The sequence below is a fragment of the Halomonas sp. SL18_1 genome (genome assembly GCF_055755715.1).
In genome coordinates, this window is the sequence record NZ_JBVTRK010000001.1 from 3,241,209 (window position 1) to 3,259,298 (window position 18,090).

Sequence of the window (18,090 nt, forward strand, 5' to 3'; positions counted from 1 at the left end):
ACAGCTCATAGCTTACAGCTTCAAGCTCCCGGCGAAGCCGGGGGTTCGCCCAGCACCTCGGGGATGGTCATCTTGACGTAGCGGCCCGGGGCCTCCTCCAGCAGCGGCAGTTCGCCGTCGCCGGGCTGACGGGCGGGTACCCGCTTCTCCGGGTCGGCATAGCCGCCGTCTACCATCCACTGCTGCCAGTGCGGCCACCAGGAGCCTTCGTGCTGCTCGGCGCCGGCCAGCCACTGCTCATGGTCGTCCGGCAGCTCGGGGTTGGTCCAAAAGCCGTACTTGTTCTTGTGGGCGGATTGACGACACCGGCGATGTGGCCGGAGCCCCCCAGCACGAAGGTGACCGGCCCCTTGGGCAGCAGCGCTCCGTAGTAGGTGCTGTTCCACTTGGCGATATGGTCGTCGCGGGTGGAGATGAAATAGCTTGGCGTCGAGACCTTGCGCAGGTCGATCTTGACCCCGTCCAGCTCGATACCGCCCGGCTGCACCAGGCGGTTCTCCAGATACATATGGCGCAGGTACCAGCCGTCGGTGCCCGCCGGCAGGTTGGTGCCGTCGGTGTTCCAGTAGAGCAGGTCGAAGGGAGCCGGCCGGTCGCCCTTTAGGTAGTTGCTGATATAGAAGGACCAGAACAGGTCGTTCTCGCGCAGCAGGTTGAAGGTGAAGGCCATGGAGCGCCCATCCAGGTAGCCCTGCTCCTCCAGCTTGGCCTCGATGCCCTGCAGCACCGGCTCGTGGAGGAACACCCCCAGCTCGCCGGGGTCGCGGAAGTCCACCAGGGTAGTCATGTAGGTAGCCGACTTGACCTTGCGGCCCCGACGGGTGCTGGTCAGGTAAGCCACGGTGGAGGCCGCCAGGGTGCCGCCGATGCAGTAGCTGAGCAGGTTGACCGACTTCTCGCCGGTGGCCTGCTCGATGGCGCTCATGGCGTCTATGGGACCCATCTGCATGTAGTCGGCCCAGGTCAGGTCGCGCTGCTCGGGGCCCGGGTTGCGCCAGGAGATCAGGAAGACGGTATGGCCCTGATCCACCAGCCACTTGACCAGGGAATTGTCCTGGCGAAGGTCGAGGATGTAGTACTTGTTGATCCAGGGCGGCACGACCAGCAGCGGCGTCTTGAAGACCGTCTCGGTGGTGGGCGTGTACTGGATCAGCTGGATCAGCTCGTTCTCGTAGACCACATGGCCCGGCGTGACAGCGATGTTCTCGCCAATCTCGAAGGCGCTGCGATCGGTCATGGTCACGCTGAGTCCGCCGGCGGAGTTGGCCAGGTCTTCGCGCAGCTTGGCCAGGCCATCGACCAGGTTCTGCCCGCGAGTCTCCAGGGTCAGGCGCATCACTTCGGGATTGGTGGCGACGAAGTTGGTCGGTGCCATGGCGTTGACCACCTGGCGAGCGTAGAAGGCCAGGTTGCCCTTCTGCTGCTCCGGCAGGCCGTCCAGCTGCTCGATCAGTTCATCGACCATGCGCGAGAACAACAGGTACTGCTGCATGATCGCCTGGTAGTAGGGATCCTGGGTCCAGGCGTCGTCCTTGAAGCGGCGGTCGCCGCGCTCCGGGATCACCAGCGGGGTCGCCGGCTGGCCGGTGAGCGCCTGCAGGCCGTTTTGCCAAAGCTGCCACTGATCCTGGAGCAGCCGGGCCTGGGTCTGCCACAGCAGCTGCGGGTCACGCATCAGTGACTCGGCGCCGGCCCGGAAGGCCTCCCGAACGTCGGTCTGGATGGTATCGGCGGCCTCATCGGGGGCCATCCGTTCCAGCAGATCCTGCATCAAGGCCTGGTACTGCTGACCGATTTCCTGCAACTGCGCATTCCACTCTTCAAGTTCGGCCTGAGACGGACCTTCCAAACCTGGCTGCATTGACCCCTCCTGATCATCGACAACGGCGCAACATCAACGACACGAATGCCCCAAACAATACGAAGTTCCCGTTGCACCCGATCGCGGGGCCCGGGAAGCAAGATACCTTACGGCGGCCAGGCATGGCGCCACCTCAGGCCTTGTCCAACACGTCGCTGCGAGCCGGACAGCGCTCGGCTGGCGATCACGCCGAGCCGAGCACTCACCCATCACTTTCAACTCTTGCGCGAGGCCTGGCTGCTGGCCTTGGCCGGCGCGTCCGCCTTTTTGGCGGCTCCTTCAGCGCCCGGCTTGGCGGTCCCCCGGCCTGCTTGGCCTGGTCGGCCATCTGCTGGCCGGTTTCGCTGAACAGCTTCTCGAGCTCCGCCTTGAACTCCATGCTCATCTCGGAGAGGGCCTTGGCGTCTTCCATCATCTGCTGGGAAAGCTCGTTCATCATTTCGGCCTGCTGGGCGCCGAAATCCCGCAGCCCCTCGGGGTCGCTGACCTCGGTGGCGCTGCGCATGCGCTCGGTGCCCATCTGGCTGTAGCGCTTCATGGCCTCGAGCTGATACTCGGTCATCTTTTCCATGTTGCCCAGCATAAGCGAGTTGAGCTTGCGCATGGGCTCGAAGAACTGACGCGTTTGCTCGTTGAACTGCTCGGTCATCTTGTCCGACATGGTGAAACCTCCTGTGGAGCGGTAAACGCAAAGGTCGCAGCATTGCGACCCTCGCCATGCTGCACCGCACAAAGCGTAGTCTGCCAGGCAGCCGGATGCAACAGCCGGTCAGTGTCATCTGCGATGACGCCGGAGAGAGTCACTCCTTGCGCTGCGAACGCGACCGTGCGCTGGCCGTACTCTTGCGGCGACCGCCCTGAGCCTTGGCGCTGCCTGCCGCTTCCCCGCCGGACTCGGATTCGCTCTGCCCCGAGGCGGCATCGCCGCCGGAGCGGGCGCCGCTGGCGGCCTGGCGCAGCATGTCGAGCATCATCTGCTGGTAGGTGCCGAAGCTGGACAGCCCCTGGGAGAGGCCCTGGGAAAGCCCCTGAGGCATCCCCGGCTGCTGCAGGAAGGGCTGCATCAGGCTCATCGGATCATAGCCCTCCACCCCCGACTCCATCTGCTTCTGGATGCGGTTGAGCAGCTCCTGCTGAAAGGCCTCGATGTCGGGCAGGCCCAGGGCGCGACGGAACTCATCCGGTGTCAGATCGAACTCGACGTTGATTTTCATGGCAATCCTCTGCGCGGGTGTCACCCTCAGTGTAGCAGCCTGCGCCGACACTCAACGCAGCTCGCTTCCCTTCACCGTAGCACCGGTGTCTCGACGCTGACGCCGGCATTCTGGCCGCGATGGCGAAGCAGATGATCCATCAGCGTCAGCGCCATCATCGCCTCGGCGATGGGCGTGGCGCGAATGCCCACGCAGGGGTCGTGGCGCCCCTTGGTGACCACCTCCACGGAATTGCCGTGAACGTCGATGGAGCGCCCCGGGGTGGTGATGCTGGAGGTGGGCTTGAGCGCCAGGTGGGCGATCAGCGGCTGCCCCGAGGAGATCCCGCCCAGCACGCCGCCGGCATGGTTGGAGAGAAAGCCCTCGGGGGTCATCTCGTCGCGATGCTCACTGCCCCGCTGGGCTACCGACGCAAAGCCCGCGCCGATCTCCACGCCCTTGACGGCGTTGATGCTCATCAGGCCGTGGGCCAGCTCGGCGTCGAGGCGATCGAAGACCGGCTCGCCTAGCCCCGGCGGCAGCCCCTCGGCCACCACGGTGATCTTGGCCCCCACCGAGTCCTGGTCGCGGCGCAGCTGGTCCATGAAGGCCTCAAGCTCGGGCACCTTGTCCGGGTCGGGGCAGAAGAAGGGATTATCCTGCACGGCGTCCCACTGCTTGAAGGCGATTTCGATGGGACCCAGCTGGCTCATATAGCCACGCACGGTGATGCCCTGGGTGGCCAGGTACTGCTTGGCGATGGCCCCGGCGGCCACCCGCATGGCGGTTTCCCGGGCGCTGGAGCGCCCGCCGCCGCGGTAGTCGCGCCGGCCGTACTTGTGGTGGTAGCTGTAGTCGGCGTGGGCCGGGCGGAACTGGTCCTTGATGTTGGAGTAGTCCTTGGAGCGCTGGTCGGTATTCTCGATCACCAGGCCGATGGCGGTGCCGGTGGTGACCCCCTCGAAGACCCCGGAGAGGATCCTCACCCGGTCGGGCTCGCGGCGCTGGGTGGTATGACGCGAGGTGCCGGGGCGGCGCCGGTCCAGATCGCGCTGCAGGTCCGCCTCGGTCAGCGGCAGCCCCGGGGGCAGCCGTCGACGATGGCGCCCAGCGCCGGGCCGTGGCTCTCGCCGAAGGTGGTAACGGTGAACAGCTTGCCGAAGGTGTTGCCGGACATGGGCGCTCCTCGTGAGAGTCGGGTCGTAGGATCAGACGAAGGACGCCGCATGGGCGTCGAGTTGTGCGGCGGTGAGGGCGAAGACGCCCTGGCCGCCACGCTCGAATTCCAGCCACAGGAAGGGCACCTCGGGGAAGGCGGCCTCCAGGTGGCGGTCGGAGTTGCCCACCTCGACGATCAGCACCCCCTCGTCGCTGAGATGGTCGCGGGCCTCGCGCAGCAGGCGGCGCACGATATCCAGGCCATCGGCCCCGGCGCCCAGGGCGAGCGCGGGCTCGTGGCGAAACTCGGCGGGCATGGTGGCCAGATCCCGGGCATCCACGTAGGGCGGATTGCAGACGATCAGGTCATAGCGCCGCCCGACCAGGTTGGCGAAGAGGTCGGAGGCCACGGCGCGCACCCGCTCGCCGACGTCGTGGCGCACGATATTCTCGCGCGCCACTGCCAGGGCATCGTCGCTGATGTCGCTGAGATCCACCTCGGCGGTGGGCAGGTAGCGCGCGGTGGCGATGCCGATGCAGCCCGAGCCGGTGCACAGGTCGAGCACTCGGGCCGGCGGCTCCTCGGGAAACCAGGCGGCGAAGCCGTCCTCGACCAGTTCGGCGATGGGCGAGCGAGGGATCAGCACCCGCTCGTCGACGCTGAACGGAAAGCCGGCGAAGAAGGCCTCGCCAAGCAGGTAGGGCAGCGGCCGGCGGGTGGCGATGCGCTCGCGCACCAGGGCCACGATGCGCGAGCGCTCCATGGGCAGCAGGCGGGCGTCGAGCACCGCCGGGTCGACGTTCCAGGGCAGATGCAGGGCGCCCAGGGTCAGCGCCACCGCCTCGTCCCAGGGGGAGTCGGTGCCGTGGCCGTGGAAGAGCCCGGCCAGGTGGAATTCACTGGTCGCCCAGCGCAGGCAGTCGCGCAGGGTGATCAGCCCCGCGCAGAGCGACTCGTCGTCCAGGGTCAGCGTCGAGGGGAAACAGCGGTGGATTCGGCCACGGGAGATCCTGCGGGGTCGGTTGCGGATTGGGACAACGATTGTACCCGCGCCGGCGGGCGGTTCACAGCCGCGCTCAGGCCGCTATACTGGGCGCCCCGATCGAACTGCCGAGCCCCCTATGAGCCGACGCCGCCCGCCGCCGGACGATGACGATTTCAGCGCTTTCCGCCAGGCCCTGCGCGAGGCGGGGGTGCGCCGGATCGTGCATAACCGCGCCGACCCCGGGCGCTCCCGCCGCCAGGACGAAGCCGCCGCCCAGCGCCGCGCCGCCGCGGTGGCGGCCGACGGCAGCGAGACGGCCAGCCGCACCAGCGATGGACGAGTCGAGCCGGTGCGCCCCTCGCAGCCCCTCGACTTCGCACTGCCCGACCTGCCGTGGCGCATTCGCAGTCAGCTCAAGCGCGGCCGCATCGCCTGGGAGGCGGGGCTGGACCTGCACGGCTACACCCTGGACGAAGCGCGTCAGGAGCTGGAGAGCTTCCTGCGCGAATCCACCGCCCAGCGCCAGCGCTGCGTGCTGGTGGTGCACGGCAAGGCCTGGGGCTCCAGCGCCGACTATCCGGTGATCAAGAGCCACGTCAACGCCTGGCTCAGGGAGTGGCCCGGGGTGCTGGCCTTCTGTTCGGCGCGGGAGGCCGACGGCGGCACCGGCGCGGTCTATGTGCTGCTGCGGCGCCGCGGCCAGGACGCCTAAAAGGAAGCGCTGAACAAATCGCCGAGCGAGATGAAGCGCAAGGCGCCCGGAGCACAGGAACCGGAGCATATGGGGTATATGTGAGGATTCCGCCGGTCCGACGCTTCGGCACCGCGTAACGTAGCGATTCGCTCGCGCAGGCATTTGTGCAGTGTTTCCCTAGCCGCCGCCCGACTCCCGCTCGGAGGGCATCTGCGGGGGCTCGACGACCATCCCGCCGCCGCCCCCCTCGCCGCTATGGCGACGACCCTCGTAGCGGTCCAGCGCCTCCATGGCCAGGTGACGTCCCAGGCGAATCAGCGACCTGGCACGATGAAACTCGAAGGCGCCGCATACCGTCTTGGGCACTTCGATCAAGACGTCGGGGGGATAGCCGGCAATCTTGTACTTGGCCAATGACGCCTGGGTGATATCGAAGGAGGCCAGGATCATGTCCAGCCGGCCCCAGGCCCGCCGGCCGGTGGCGGGCCGCTCCTCCTCGCCGTTCTCCTCCCGTTCGCCGTTCTCGACCGCCCCCCGGCCCTCGAACAGCCAGCGGGTTGCGCCGCGCACGTCCATCCACCCCCGCGCGATCTCCTGCGCTTCCACCTCTTCCTGCTCGGGGGATGGCAGCAGGTCATCCAGCGTCACCGGACGGGCGCTATGGGCGGTCACGTTGACCGCCATCATCATGTCGGCATGGGACGAAACGGTGGGCGTGATGGGCAAGGGGTTGAGCAGGCCGCCATCGACCAGCGTCGTGTCGCCGATATGCACCGGGGTGATGACGCCGGGTATGGCAATCGAGGCGCGGATCGCACGCAGCAGCGGCCCCGACTGGAACCATACCTCCCGCTGCCGTGCCAGGTCGGTGGCCACGGTGGTCAAGGGGATCGGCAGGTCTTCGATCTGGATGTCACCGATAAGCTCCTCGAGCTTGCTCATCACCTTGCTGGCACGCATTGCCCCCATGGGGCTCCAGGTGACGTCCACCAGCCGCAGCACATCGAAGTAGTCCAGTTGGCAGACCCAGTCTCGATAGGCTTCCAGCTGGCCGGCAGCGAAGACGCCGGCAATGACCGAGCCCATCGAGCAGCCGGAGATGGCGCTGATCTCATAGCCACGCGCTTCCAGCACCTCGATCACCCCGATATGGGCATAGCCCCGCGCCCCGCCGCTGCCCAGGGTCAGCGCGACCCGCTTGCCCGCCTCCGTTTTCCTGCTCATGAGTCGTCCTCCTCTGAGGTCCCGTGCGCTGAGGTCCCAGGTGCTGAAATCACAGGGCCCGAACGCCCCTGCCAGGCGATGATGGCCTCCGCCACGCTACCGACTGTCGCCGGCTCCAGGTGCAGGTGATGCCCCCGGGCAGCACCCGGCGCGTCAGTGCGCCGAGCGCCCCACGGGCGGCGACCGCCTGCTCCCGCTCGCCGAGGATGCCACCATCGCCCTCCACCAGCAGTACCGGGCAGCATATTGCGCCCAGCAGCGCCAGGGCCTGCTCGGGCAGAGGCGCAGCGGCGAGGGCCACAGCAGCCGACCATCGGTGCGCAGGCGGACGTGACCGTCGCCCTCCTCCAGCAGATTGCGATGGACCAGCGGGGCGGCCGTCTCGGCATCAATCGGGGTCACCCCGCCGGCGACCCGGGCCGCCACCGCAGTCTTACCATCAGGATAGCGCGGTGCCGGAGAACGCGGGCGACGCGCCGCTTTCAGCCCCTTGCGCAGCTGGGCCGGTGCGCGGTCGGCGGCGGTGGTCACCGCTCCCAGGCCGTCGATCAGCATCAGCCGTGCCACCCGCTCCGGCAGTGCCGCGGCGGTGAGGCAGGCCACCCCGGCGCCCATGGAGTGGGCCAGCAGGGTCAGCCGCTCGATCCCCAAGTCATCGGCGGCGTCCAGCAGGTCGTGGCAGTAGTCCCAGAGGGCGTAGTCGCCCTGGCGATGCCGCGAGTGGCCGTGTCCGCTGAAGTCGAGGGCCACCACCCGGATGCCCAGCGCCTCGACCAGCCGCGGGGCGAGGCGCGTAAAGCTCGCCGCATTGTCGAGCCAGCCGTGCAGCGCCAGCCAGGTGGGAGCCTGCTCGTCCCCCAGGACAGGGCGGCCAGGCGGCCGTCGGCCAGGGTCAGTGTACGAGGCTCGCTCATGGCCGCTCCTCCGTCAGGGTGTCGAGCATCGTCAGCAGCGCCTGGCGGGTCTCCTCGGGATGCTCCATGGGAAACATGTGGGTGCCCGGCACCTTGGCCAGGCGGATGCCGTGGCGAATCAGGCGTCGGCGGCGGGCGGGGGTGATCAGGTCCGACTCGCTGCCGGCCAGCAGCCCGAAGGGTACCCGCAGTCGCCGGGGCAGCCGGGTCAGGTGGTCGGGCAGGTGACGAAAGATCTCGACCTCGACGGCCGGGTCGAAGAGCAGCTCCGCCTGGCCGTCGTCGCGCAGCCGGGTGCCACCCTCGATATAGTCGTGCAGTGCCTGCTCGGTAAAGCGGCGAAACAGCCCGCGGCGACGCAGGTAGTGGCCCATGGTATGCCGGTCGGGCCAGACCGCCCGGCGCCCCAGGGTCTTGCCCGCCGGGGTCACCCGGTCGACGAAGCCGAAGCGCTTGGCCACCTTCATGCTCCAGGCGTCCAGGCCCAGCATCAGCGGGGGGTCGAGCATCACCACGCAGCGGAAGCGTTCCGGCGCCCGCTCGGCAGCCATGGCCATCAGCACCCCGCCCATGGAGTGACCGACTCCGACAACCGGCTCGCCGCCGGCCGGCAGCTGGTCGAGCAGCTCCTCGCGCAGTGCCAGCCAGTTATCGCCGACGGGATAGCCGGGGTGGTGGCCCAGGCGGTCGACCGGGTGAACGTCGAAGCGCTCGGCGAGCGGCGCGAGCAGGCTGCGGTAGCTCATGCCGGGAAAGCCGTTGGCGTGGGCGAAGATCAGCCGCGGCCGAGAGGAGGCGTCGTGGGACATCATGCAACCCTGGTAGCGATAGCAGACTAACGGGATTACCATTCCCCTGTCGCCAACGCAAGCGGAAACAAACGCTTGTTCATTTTCTCCCCCCTCGATCAGGAGCTCCCGTGCCCGCCCCCAAGCCCCGACCCCGCGATACCCGCCTGCGTAACCGCCTGTTCTGGATCACCGCCAGCGTCGCCGTGATCGTCGGCCTGTGGCTGGCCCGCGGATGAACCTGCTCGAGGTCTTTCTCGGCACCCTGGAAGTCACCCTGCCGGTGTTCGCCATGGTGTTCATCGGGCTGGGGCTCAAGCGGCTGGGCTGGATCGACCAGGCCTTCGTCGCCACCGCCTCGCAGCTGGTGTTCAAGGCCACCATGCCCACGCTGATCTTCCTGAGCATCATCCGGGCCGACCTGGATGCGACCCTGAATCCCACCCTGCTGGGCTTCTTCGCCCTGGCCACCCTGGGCAGTTTCCTGTTCGCCTGGGGCTGGGCTGCCGCTCGGGTGCCCTACGCCGAACGCGGGGTCTACGTGCAGGGCGCCTTTCGCGGCAACTGCGGCATCGTCGGCCTGGCGCTGGCCGCCGGCCTGTACGGCGACTACGGCCTGTCGCTGGGCGGGCTGCTGCTGGGGGTGGTGATCCTGACCTACAACGCCTTCTCGGTGATCGCCCTGGTCACCTATCAGGAGGAGCAGCGCGCCGACTGGCGCAGTATCTTTGCCCACATCGCCCGCAATCCGCTGATCCTGGCGGTGGTGGCCGCCATTCCGGTGGCCGCTCTGGAGCTGCGCCTGCCCGGCTGGCTGATGACCTCCGGCGACTACTTCGCCTCGCTGACCCTGCCACTGGCGCTGATCTGCATCGGGGCCACCCTGTCGCTGGGTGCGATCCTAGAGTCGGGTCGCCTGGCCACCGGCGCCAGCCTGATGAAGATGGTCACCCTGCCGCTGCTGGCCACCGGCGCCGCCTGGCTGGCGGGCTTCGAGGGGCGCGAGCTGGGGGTGCTGTTCCTATTCTTCGCCAGCCCCACGGCCGCAGCGAGCTTCGTGATGGTCAAGGCCATGGGCGGCAATGCAGCACTCTCGGCCAATATCATCGCCCTGACCACGCTGATGGCCAGCGTGACCATCACCCTGGGGGTATTCGCACTGAAAGTGCTGGAGCTGATCTAGCCCAGGTCCGCGGGGGCGGTGAACCGCGCCAGCCGGGCGCAGCCCGCCGCCCATACCTCGGCCTCGAGCTCGGCCACGGCGGCGGTGGGAAAGCCGAGCCCGCGATCGCTTCGCCCCTCCACCAGCAGGCCGGTCAGGGCCCCCACCAGCGGCATATGGCTGACCAGCAGCAGCGGCCGCCCGGCCTCCTGCGCCAGCAGCCAATCGACCACGGCGGCAGGCGGGTCGTCCGGCGTGATGATCGACAGCGTCTCCACCTCGCCGTTCAGGGCGGCGGCCAGGTGCTCGGCCGTCTGGCAGGCGCGGCGATAGGGGCTGGCGAGAATCCGCGCCCCGTCCAGCGCCTGGTACTGCAGCCAGTCGGCCATGCGGGCGGCCTCGGTCTGGCCGCCGGCGGTCAGCTCGCGCCGGGCATCGGGGACACCGGGGCCGGCCTCGCCGTGACGCATGATTAGCAGGCGCTCACTCATGGCCCGCCTCCCGCTCGTCATGGGCCTCGACGCGGCGATGGGCCCGCTGCACGTCCTCGCGGGAGAGCAGGAACTCCACGTCGCTGCTCTGCTCGCCGCGCATCAGCATGCGCGCCATCTCCCGGGCCGGCACCCCCTGGAACAGCACCTGATAGAGTCCCTCGGCCAGCGGCATGTAGACACCGTCTTCACGCGCTTTCTCGCGCACCAGGCGCACGGTGTTGACCCCCTCGGCCACCTGCCCTAGGGCCGCCACCGCTTCATCCAGGGTCTTGCCCTCGCCCAGGGCGTAGCCGACCCGGTAGTTGCGCGACAGGCTCGACGAGCAGGTGACGATCAGGTCGCCGACGCCGGCCAGCCCCAGGAAGGTCATGGGGTTGGCGCCCTGATCGACGGCGAAGCGCCCCATCTCGGCCAGCGCCCGGGTCATCAGCATGCTGCGGGTATTCTCGCCCATGCCCAGTGCCGCAGCCATGCCGGCGGCGATGGCGTAGATGTTCTTGAGCGCCCCGCCGAGCTCCACCCGTAGCGGTCGTTACTGGCATAGACGCGGAAGTAGTCGCAGCTCAGCGCCTGCTGCACTCGGGTGCGGGTCAGGGCGTCATCGCTGGCCACCACCGTGGCGGTGAGCTGTTTCTGAGCGATTTCGGTGGCCAGGTTGGGGCCGGAGATCACGCCAATATGGGTAAAGCCGGTCTCCTCCTCGAGGATCCGGCTCATCAGCTTGAAGCCCTCTTCCTGGATGCCCTTGGTGGTGCTCACGAGGATCTGCTCGCGGGTCAGCCAGGGCAGCGCCTGGCGCACCACCTCGCGAAAGGCCTGGGAGGGGATCGCCACCAGCACCAGCTCGGCGCCACGCAGCACCTCGCCCATGTCGCTGGAGGCCTGCACCGCCGGGTTGATGGCGTAGTCGGGCAGGTAGCGGCCGTTGCGGTGCTCGCGGTTGATCTGGGCGACCAGCTCGGGGTCGCGCAGCCACTGACGGACGTCGGCGCCGTTGTCGGCGGCGATACTGGCAAGGGCGGTGCCGAAGCTGCCGCCGCCGAGCACCGCCACCCGCATGGATTCTTCTGACATGGTCGCCCCGAAAAGTGGGGTTCATCGCAGACTGGCGTGAATGGGCCTTGTGGGAGGGAGCTTCAGCTCGCGAAGTAGCGCGCAGCGCTACCCAGGGGGCGCCTGCGGCGCCTTCGCCCGGCAGAGCCGGCCTCCCACCATAGAACCTGCCAAACATGTTCACGCTAAAATGCGAAGAACCAAAAGTGGAAGGGTGTGCTAAGGATTGTAACGAAAAAACGCCCCGGCGAGGGGGCGCGTCGGTCACGAGACACCCGGGCCGGCGAGGCCAACCCGGGGGCCGCGGTCAGTCGAGCAGCGACAGCAGCGAGTCGATGCTCTCTCGGGCATCGCCGTAGAGCATGCGCGTGTTCTCCTTGTAGAACAGCGGGTTCTCGATACCCGAGTAGCCGGTACCCTGGCCGCGCTTGCAGACGAACACCACCCGCGACTTCCACACCTCGAGGACCGGCATGCCGGCGATGGGGCTCGAGGGGTCCTCTTGGGCGGCCGGATTGACGATATCGTTGGAGCCGATGACGATCGCCACGTCGGTTTTGGGGAAGTCGTCGTTGATCTCGTCCATCTCCATGACGATATCGTAGGGCACCCGCGCCTCGGCCAGCAGCACGTTCATGTGCCCCGGCAGGCGCCCGGCCACCGGGTGGATGGCGAAGCGCACCTCCTTGCCCGCGGCGCGCAGCTTGCGCACCAGTTCGCTCACCGCGTTCTGGGCCTGGGCCACCGCCATGCCGTAGCCCGGCACGATGATCACGCTGTCGGCGTTGTTCAGCGTGCTGGCCACGCCAGCGGCGTCAATGGCCACCTGCTCGCCCTCAATCTCTGTGGCCGGGCCTTGGGCCGCCCCAAAACCGCCCAGAATCACGCTGATGAAGTTGCGGTTCATCGCCTTGCACATGATGTAGGAGAGGATCGCCCCCGAGGAGCCCACCAGCGCGCCGGTGACGATCAGCAGGTCGTTGGAGAGCGTGAAGCCGATGGCCGCCGCCGCCCAGCCGGAGTAGCTGTTGAGCATCGACACCACCACCGGCATGTCGGCACCGCCGATGCCCATGATCAGATGGTAGCCGATGAAGAAGGCCAGCGCCGCCAGCACCAGCAGCGTCCAGAAGCCGGCACCGTTGACATAGAGGATGGCCAGCAGCAGCGACAGCGCCGCGGCACCGGCGTTGAGCAGATGCCCCCGGGCAGCTGCTTGGCCTTGCCGTCCACCTTGCCGGCCAGCTTGCCGAAGGCGATCACCGAGCCGGTGAAGGTCACCGCACCGATGAAGATGGCAAACACCACCTCGAGCTGCAGGAAGGTGAGCTCATCGGGTGCCTTGGTCGCCACCAGGGCGGCGAAGGCCGAGAATTCCTCGGTGGCCCCCTCCACGGCCTGGACGGCCAGCACCCGACGACGCTCCAGATCGGCGTTCCAGGCCACGAACACCGCGGCCAGACCGACAAAGCTGTGCAGCGCCGCCACCAGCTGGGGCATCTCGGTCATGGCCACCTGCTTGGCCACCTTCCAGCCGATCACCGAGCCGATCACGATCATGGGAATCATCAGCCAGTAGGCCCCGATGCCCGGACCGAAGGCGGTGAACAGCACCGCCACGGCCATGCCGACGATGCCGTACCACACCGCCCGCTTGGCCTTCTCCTGATTGCTCAACCCCCCAGCGAGAGGATGAAGAGCACGCTTGCCGCAATCGCCGCGGCCGATACAAATCCCTGACTTAACATGTTGTGTCTCCGCCGCTCACGATTTCTGGAACATGGCCAGCATCCGGCGTGTCACCAGGAAGCCGCCGACGATGTTGATGGTGGCGATCAGCACGGAGATGGCCGCCAACAGCACCACGATCCAGTTACCCGAGCCGATCTGCAGCACGGCGCCGAGAATGATGATCCCGGAGATGGCGTTGGTCACCGCCATCAGGGGCGTGTGCAGCGAGTGGCTGACGTTCCAGATCACCTGGAAGCCGACGAAACAGGCCAGCACGAAGACGATGAAGTGCTGCATGAAGGAGGCTGGAGCGATCTGCGCCAACAGCAGCATCAGGGCGCCCCCCACGCCGAGCAGAATCGCCTGGCGCTTGGTCTGCTCCACGAAGGTGGCGTGCTCGGCGGCGCGCTTCTCTTCCGGCGTGGGCTCCTTGACCTTCTCCTTGGGCTTGGCGGCGATGGCCTTGACCTTGGGCGGCGGCGGCGGGAAGGTGATCTCGCCCTGGTGGGCCACCGTGGCCCCGCGGATCACGTCATCCTCCATGTCATGCACGATCGTCCCGTCCTTGCCCGGGGTCAGGTCGGTGAGCATATGGCGGATGTTCGTGGCGTAGAGCGCCGAGGCCTGGGTGGCCATGCGCGACGGAAAATCGGTGTAGCCGACCACGGTCACGCCGTTGTCGCTGACCACCGTCTGGTCCGGCTGGGTGAGGTCGCAGTTGCCGCCCTTCTCGGCGGCCAGATCGATGATCACCGAGCCGCGCTTCATCGAGGCAACCATGTCCTCGAGCCACAGCTTGGGCGCCGGCTGCCCGGGAATCAGGGCGGTGGTGATGACGATGTCCACCTCGGGGGCCTGCTCGCGAAAGCAGGCCAGCTGCTTCTCGCGAAACTCGGGGCTGGAGGGCTTGGCATAGCCGCCGCTCTCCGAGCCGTCGGCGCTCTCCTCGAAGTCGAGGAACAGGAACTCGGCGCCCATGGACTCGATCTGCTCGGCCACCTCGGGACGCACGTCGAAGGCACGCACCACGGCGCCGAGACTGGTCGCCGTGCCGATGGCGGAGAGCCCCGCCACCCCGGCGCCGATCACCAGCACCTTGGCCGGTGGCACCTTACCGGCGGCGGTAACCTGGCCGGTGAAGAAGCGTCCGAACTGATTGCCTGCCTCAATCACCGCCCGGTAGCCGGCGATATTGGCCATGCTCGAGAGCGCATCCATCTTCTGGGCCCGGGAAATGCGCGGCACCATGTCCATGGCGATCACGGTGGCACCGGTAGCGCGGCAGCGCTCCAGCAGCGCCTCGTTCTGGGCCGGCCAGAAGAAGGCGATCAGCGTCTGGCCCTCGCGCAGGCGGTCGGCCTCCTCATCGGTCGGCTCGCGCACCTTGATGACCACCTCGGCGTCTTGCCAAAGGGCCTGGGCATCCGCCACCACGCTGGCGCCCGCCTCGCGGTAGGCCTCATCGGCGAAGCCGGCGGCCGTGCCGGCGCCGGCCTCGATGAGGCACTCGTGTCCCAGCTTGTGAATTTCCTTGACGCTCTCCGGGGTCAGGGCGACACGCGCCTCCCCCTTGGCGAGCTCTTTGGGTGCACCAATCTTCACGTTGGATCTCCCTTATGGTTATTGAAATCTGGCATAAATCGGTCCCGGTATTCATACCTGACGCTACTGCATTGCACAACTACCAAGTGAACCGATAGCGCTCTTTCCGGCGCGCTTTTTTGGCGTGACACGCCGCCCCTTGGCAAAAGGCTTCCCTTAACGTCAGCGTCAATTAACGCCTCAATATGGAAAAAAATGGCCGCCCAAAGGCGGCCATGAAGGGTGAATTGTCTCGGGCAACATGCCCGACTGAGAGGCGTCAGCGGATGAGCAGGGCGTTGAGCCGCTTCACGTAGGCCGCCGGATCGTCCAGGTGGCCACCCTCGGCGATGATCGCCTGGTCGAGCAGGATACGCGCGAGATCACCGAAGCTATCGCCCTCGGCGCTCTCCAGGCGCGCCACCAGAGCATGCTCGGGGTTGAGCTCGAGGATCGGCTTCACCTCCGGAAGGCTCTGGCCGGCCGCTTCCATGATGCGGCGCATCTGGAAGCCCATCTCGTGCTCGGGGAGCACCACGCAGGACGGCGAATCGGTCAGCCGGTGGGTCACCTTGACCTCTTGGACTTCCTCGCCAAGCGCCTCCTTGACCCGCTTGACCAGGTCCTCCTTGGCCTTGGCGGTCTCTTCCTGGGCCTTCTTCTCCTCCTCTCCCTCGATCTCACCGAGGTCAAGCTCGCCCTTGGCCACGTCCACAAAGCCCTTGCCGTCGAACTCGTGGAGATGGCTCATCAGCCACTCGTCGATGCGATCGTGCAGCAACAGCACCTCGATGCCCTTCTTGCGGAAGATCTCCAGATGCGGGCTCGACTTGGCGGCGTTGAAACCGTCGGCCACGATGTAGTAGATCTTTTGCTGGCCTTCCTTCATACGTTCGACGTAGTCGGCCAGGGACTGGTCCTGGGTGGCGCTGTCGGTGTGGGTGGTGGAGAAGCGCAAGAGGCCGGCGATCTTCTCGCGGTTGGCGAAGTCCTCCGCCGGCCCCTCCTTGAGCACGCTGCCGAAGGTGTTCCAGAAAGTCTGGTAGGCCGCCTTGTCCTTGGCCAGCTTCTTGAGCATGTCCAGCGCCCGCTTGGTCAGCGCGGACTTGATCTTCTCGACCTTGGGGTCCTGCTGAAGCAGTTCGCGGGAGACGTTGAGCGACAGGTCGCGGGTGTCCAGCACGCCCTTGATGAAGCGCAGGTAGAGCGGCAGGAACTGCTCGGCGTCGTCCATGATGAAGACGCGCTGCACGTAGAGCTTGACGCCCCGGGCGCCGTCGCGCTCGTAGAGATCGAAGGGCGCGCGGCCGGGCACGTAGAGCAGGCTGGTATACTCCAGCTTGCCTTCGACCTTGTTGTGGCTCCAGGTGAGCGGATCGGAGAAATCGTGAGCCACGTGCTTGTAGAAGGCCTGGTACTCCTCGTCGGAGATCTCGCTCTTGGGCGCACCCACAGCGCAGTGGCCTCGTTGACGGTCTCCCAACTGACCGTCTCGCTGCCCTCGATCTCCTTGCCCTCCTCGTCGCGGGCCTTCTCGACCTTGGGCATGCGCACCGGCACCTCGATATGGTCGGAGTACTTGCGCACCAGGCTCTTCAGGCGGAAGTCGTCGGCGAACTCCTTGGCGTCGTCCTTGAGGTGCAGGACGATCTCGGTGCCGTGGGCCTCGCGCTCGACCTCGGCAACGGTGAACTCGCCCTCACCCTTGGAGCGCCACTCCACGCCCTCGCCCTTGTCGCTGCCCGCCTTGCGGGTGCGCACCGTCACCTCGTCGGCGACGATGAAGCTCGAATAGAAGCCCACCCCGAACTGGCCGATCAGCCGGGCGTCCTTCTGCTGCTCGCCGGTGAGCTGCTTGAGGAATTCGGCGGTGCCGCTTCTGGCGATGGTGCCGAGGTTGGCGATCACTTCCTCACGGCTCATGCCGACGCCGTTGTCGCGCACGGTCACGGTGCCGGCCTCGGCGTCGTGATCGATCTCGATGCGCAGCTCGCTGTCGCCTTCATACAGGGCGTCGTTGTCCAGTGCCGCATAGCGCAGCTTGTCGCAGGCGTCGGCGGCGTTGGAGATCAGCTCGCGCAGGAAGATCTCCCGGTTGGAGTACAGGGAGTGAATCATCAGGTGCAGCAGCTGCTCGACCTCGGTCTGGAAGCCGAGGGTTTCCTCGCGGGTGGCAGTGGACATGGACCTTTTACCTCATGGCTTGAACCAGCGGCGACGCCCGAATGGCGCCGCCCGATAACAACTGGTCAGCGATATGGGGGCCGGTGCGATAATTTCAAGCGTCGTGTTCCGGCGGGCCCAGCACGAAGTGCAGCCGCGCCGTGGCCACCGGCTCCGACTCCTGCGCCTGCCAGGCGGTGACCCGGACGTTGGCCAGGCGCCGCCCCTCGCGCAGCAGGGCGCAGCGGGCGTGGGTCGGCACCACCCGCGCCGTGCGCAGGTAGTCGATGGAGAAATCGACGATGCGCGGCAGGCGCGGCTCCCGGGCGGCGAGCATCAGGTCCAGGGTCGCCGCGGTCTCCATGAAGGCCGCCACCACCCCGCCGTGCAGCGCCGGCAGCAGCACGTTGCCAATGTTGCGCTCCTGCGGCGTCAACACGAAGATCAGGCCATCGGCACGCGGGTCCGGCGCCGCCTCGACGCCGATGTGACGGGCATAGGGCACCAGCGCCAGCCAGGCGGCCACGTCGCTCTCGGCCCGGGTCCGCTCCAGCCAGGACACGTCGTGAAAGCCCTCAGGCATGGTCATCCTCCTCCGCGAACAGCGCCTCGACGAAACCCGGCGGCGTATTGCGCGGCCCCAGCCGCACGAAGTTGCCGATGCCCCGGGCAATGGGCCGCTGCGGCTGCTGCCACAGGGTACCCTCGGTGAACACCATGGACTCGGTGACCCGCAGCACCCGCGCCCGGGCGATGATGGTCTGGTCGGCCACCGCCGGGCGGTAGTGATCCACGCGCAGGTCCAGGGTCGGGCACACCTCGGGCGAGGGCAGCCCGCACAGCACCGAGGCGCCACAGACGGTGTCGAGCAGCATGGTCAGTGCGCCACCGTGGGCCAAGCCTTGGGAGGCATCGCCCAGCAGTGCCGGCTGCCAGGGCAGGCGCATGGTCACCTCGGGCGGCGCAACCGCCACCACTTCGAGGCCCAGCTCACGAGTATGGGGGATCACCGAGGCGAAGCGCTGCAGGGCGCGGCGCCAGGCCTCGGCGTCGGGACCGGCAAGCGCCGAGGGGGTGAATCGGTGGGG

General features: G+C 67.5%; 11 protein-coding genes and 6 pseudogenes. 2 read left to right on the forward strand and 15 right to left on the reverse strand.

Annotated features, from left to right (window positions below; translation table 11 throughout):
- Nucleotides 1–20: 20 nt before the first annotated feature.
- The 5 genes and pseudogenes from phaC to prmB form a co-directional block, all read right to left on the reverse strand.
- Nucleotides 21–1,861 (reverse strand): annotated as a pseudogene (phaC, locus tag ACSJDS_RS16515) (class I poly(R)-hydroxyalkanoic acid synthase).
- 202 nt (nucleotides 1,862–2,063) lie between these two features.
- Nucleotides 2,064–2,522 carry a phasin family protein gene (locus ACSJDS_RS16520; RefSeq protein WP_473034199.1) on the reverse strand — a complete coding sequence of 153 codons (459 nt, stop codon included), beginning with the start codon at nucleotides 2,520–2,522 and terminating at the stop codon, nucleotides 2,064–2,066.
- Nucleotides 2,523–2,661: 139 nt separating this feature from the next.
- Nucleotides 2,662–3,075 (reverse strand): hypothetical protein, encoded by a 414-nt coding sequence (locus tag ACSJDS_RS16525; RefSeq protein ID WP_473034200.1) that lies wholly within the window; start codon nucleotides 3,073–3,075, stop codon nucleotides 2,662–2,664.
- Nucleotides 3,076–3,146: 71 nt separating this feature from the next.
- Nucleotides 3,147–4,231, reverse strand: a pseudogene (gene aroC / locus ACSJDS_RS16530) (chorismate synthase).
- 31 nt (nucleotides 4,232–4,262) lie between these two features.
- Nucleotides 4,263–5,207, reverse strand: coding sequence for a 50S ribosomal protein L3 N(5)-glutamine methyltransferase (prmB, locus tag ACSJDS_RS16535; protein ID WP_473035055.1), 945 nt, complete (start codon nucleotides 5,205–5,207; stop codon nucleotides 4,263–4,265).
- 127 nt (nucleotides 5,208–5,334) lie between these two features.
- On the opposite strand from prmB, the gene ACSJDS_RS16540 reads away from it, so the two are divergent.
- Nucleotides 5,335–5,910 (forward strand): Smr/MutS family protein, encoded by a 576-nt coding sequence (locus ACSJDS_RS16540; protein WP_473034201.1) that lies wholly within the window; start codon nucleotides 5,335–5,337, stop codon nucleotides 5,908–5,910.
- Between the two features lie 159 nt (nucleotides 5,911–6,069).
- Here ACSJDS_RS16540 and ACSJDS_RS16545 read toward each other — a convergent pair whose 3' ends face one another.
- From ACSJDS_RS16545 to ACSJDS_RS16555, 3 genes and pseudogenes are all read right to left on the reverse strand, one after another.
- Nucleotides 6,070–7,116 (reverse strand): patatin-like phospholipase family protein, encoded by a 1,047-nt coding sequence (locus ACSJDS_RS16545; RefSeq protein ID WP_473034202.1) that lies wholly within the window; start codon nucleotides 7,114–7,116, stop codon nucleotides 6,070–6,072.
- Nucleotides 7,113–8,030 (reverse strand): annotated as a pseudogene (locus tag ACSJDS_RS16550) (alpha/beta fold hydrolase). Before ACSJDS_RS16550 ends, ACSJDS_RS16545 begins: the two are co-directional and overlap by 4 nt.
- The gene (locus ACSJDS_RS16555) at nucleotides 8,027–8,839 is read right to left on the reverse strand and encodes an alpha/beta fold hydrolase (RefSeq protein ID WP_473035056.1); all 813 of its coding nucleotides are present in this window, start codon (nucleotides 8,837–8,839) and stop codon (nucleotides 8,027–8,029) included. Before ACSJDS_RS16555 ends, ACSJDS_RS16550 begins: the two are co-directional and overlap by 4 nt.
- 214 nt (nucleotides 8,840–9,053) lie before the next feature.
- Between ACSJDS_RS16555 and ACSJDS_RS16560 the strand changes: the two genes are divergently transcribed.
- Nucleotides 9,054–10,001: an AEC family transporter gene (locus ACSJDS_RS16560; protein WP_473034203.1), complete on the forward strand. Its 948-nt coding sequence runs from the start codon at nucleotides 9,054–9,056 to the stop codon at nucleotides 9,999–10,001.
- Here the strand turns inward: ACSJDS_RS16560 and sixA are convergent.
- The 7 genes and pseudogenes from sixA to ACSJDS_RS16595 all read right to left on the reverse strand — a co-directional run bounded on the left by sixA (nucleotide 9,998) and on the right by ACSJDS_RS16595 (nucleotide 18,012).
- Entirely contained in the window at nucleotides 9,998–10,471 is a 474-nt protein-coding gene (sixA, locus tag ACSJDS_RS16565; protein ID WP_473034204.1) for a phosphohistidine phosphatase SixA, read from the reverse strand. The genes ACSJDS_RS16560 and sixA overlap by 4 nt on opposite strands.
- Nucleotides 10,464–11,548 (reverse strand): annotated as a pseudogene (locus tag ACSJDS_RS16570) (NAD(P)H-dependent glycerol-3-phosphate dehydrogenase). Before ACSJDS_RS16570 ends, sixA begins: the two are co-directional and overlap by 8 nt.
- Nucleotides 11,549–11,834: 286 nt before the next feature.
- Nucleotides 11,835–13,275: pseudogene (locus ACSJDS_RS16575) on the reverse strand (NAD(P)(+) transhydrogenase (Re/Si-specific) subunit beta).
- A 16-nt stretch (nucleotides 13,276–13,291) separates the two neighbouring features.
- Nucleotides 13,292–14,860 (reverse strand): Re/Si-specific NAD(P)(+) transhydrogenase subunit alpha, encoded by a 1,569-nt coding sequence (locus ACSJDS_RS16580; protein ID WP_473034205.1) that lies wholly within the window; start codon nucleotides 14,858–14,860, stop codon nucleotides 13,292–13,294.
- Between the two features lie 259 nt (nucleotides 14,861–15,119).
- Nucleotides 15,120–17,023, reverse strand: a pseudogene (htpG, locus tag ACSJDS_RS16585) (molecular chaperone HtpG).
- Between the two features lie 94 nt (nucleotides 17,024–17,117).
- Nucleotides 17,118–17,585 carry a PaaI family thioesterase gene (locus tag ACSJDS_RS16590; protein WP_473034206.1) on the reverse strand — a complete coding sequence of 156 codons (468 nt, stop codon included), beginning with the start codon at nucleotides 17,583–17,585 and terminating at the stop codon, nucleotides 17,118–17,120.
- Nucleotides 17,578–18,012, reverse strand: coding sequence for a PaaI family thioesterase (locus ACSJDS_RS16595; protein WP_473034207.1), 435 nt, complete (start codon nucleotides 18,010–18,012; stop codon nucleotides 17,578–17,580). The genes ACSJDS_RS16590 and ACSJDS_RS16595 overlap by 8 nt, the downstream gene beginning before the upstream one ends.
- Between the last annotated feature and the right edge of the window lie 78 nt (nucleotides 18,013–18,090).